Source organism: Mycolicibacter sinensis (assembly GCF_001667375.1).
GTDB classification, from domain to species: domain Bacteria; phylum Actinomycetota; class Actinomycetes; order Mycobacteriales; family Mycobacteriaceae; genus Mycobacterium; species Mycobacterium sinense_A.
Map to the genome: position 1 here is coordinate 1 of NZ_LZIN01000056.1, position 1380 is coordinate 1380.

Annotated in this window: 1 protein-coding gene; it reads left to right on the plus strand. The window is 65.0% G+C overall.

All coding sequences use genetic code 11. The annotated features are described in order from the left end of the window. Positions 1-240: 240 nt before the first annotated feature. Positions 241-1380: IS110 family transposase (locus tag A5771_RS11410; protein WP_064855334.1), on the plus strand; the 1140-nt coding region annotated here is incomplete at its 3' end.

Below are 1380 nucleotides of genomic sequence, written 5' to 3' on the forward strand. Positions count from 1 at the left end.
TCCTTAAGTTCGTAGTTGCAGTTACTTCGTGTTGTTACGTTGTGCTGTGACCCGGGTGGGTCGGGTGAGGCTGCATGGCGTTAGCCGGCCTTGGTGGTGCGGCTTGAAAGGACTGGCCGCCCGGCCTGCTTGGACTTCTCTGGCCGCTGATTGAGATCTGCGATGTGATCGCTTGTTTAAGGAAATGCTGGCGGGGTGGTCCGTGGGGATCGTGGTGGCAGACAAGCGAAAAGAGGTGAGATGACGGCGAGCCAGGTGTGGGCTGGAGTGGATGTCGGTAAGGAACATCACTGGGTCTGCGTGGTCGATGACAACGGCACGGTGATGCTCTCGCGCCGACTGGTCAACGATGAGCAACCGATCCGTGAACTCGTCGCCGAGATTGAGCAACTGGCTGACGAGGTGTCGTGGACGGTCGACTTGACCACCGTGTATGCCGCTCTGTTGTTGACGGTGCTGGCCGATGCCGGTAAGGCGGTCCGGTATCTGGCCGGCCGTGCGGTATGGCAGGCCTCGGCGGTATACCGCGGTGGCGAGGGTAAAACCGACGCCAAAGATGCCCGGGTGATCGCCGACCAGTCGCGGATGCGGGGTGCCGATCTGCCGGTGCTGCATCCCGATGACGACCTGATCACCGAGCTGCGGATGCTGACCGCCCACCGCGCGGACCTGGTCGCTGACCGTACTCGCACGATCAACCGGTTGCGCCAACAGCTCATCGCGGTCTGCCCGGCGTTGGAGCGGGCCGCGCAGCTGACCCAGGACCGCGGCTGGGTGGTGCTGTTGACGCGGTATCAGCGACCGAAAGCCATCCGCCAAAGTGGTGTTTCGCGTCTGACGAAGATGCTCGGCGGTGCCGGTGTGCGCAACGCGACCACGATCGCCGCCGCGGCGGTGGCGGCCGCCAAATCCCAGACGGTGCGCCTGCCTGGCGAAGACGTCGCTGCCGGACTCGTTGCCGAGTTGGCCGGGGAGGTGGTTGCCCTCGATGACCGCATCAAATCCACCGACGCCGACATCGAGGACCGATTTCGCCGCCATCCCGCCGCCGAAGTGATCACCAGCATGCCCGGCATGGGTTTCCGTCTCGGTGCGGAGTTCCTCGCCGCCGTCGGCGATCCCGCTCTGATCGGCTCTGCCGACCAACTCGCCGCCTGGGCCGGGCTGGCGCCGGTATCCAAGGATTCCGGAAAGCGCACCGGACGACTGCACACCCCCAAGCGCTACAGCCGACGGCTGCGTCGGGTCATGTACATGTCCGCACTCACCGCCGTCCGCTGCGACCCCGCTTCCAAGGCCTACTACCAGCGAAAACGAGACGAAGGAAAGCGTCCGATCCCCGCCACGATCTGCCTGGCGCGGCGCCGCACCAACGTCCTC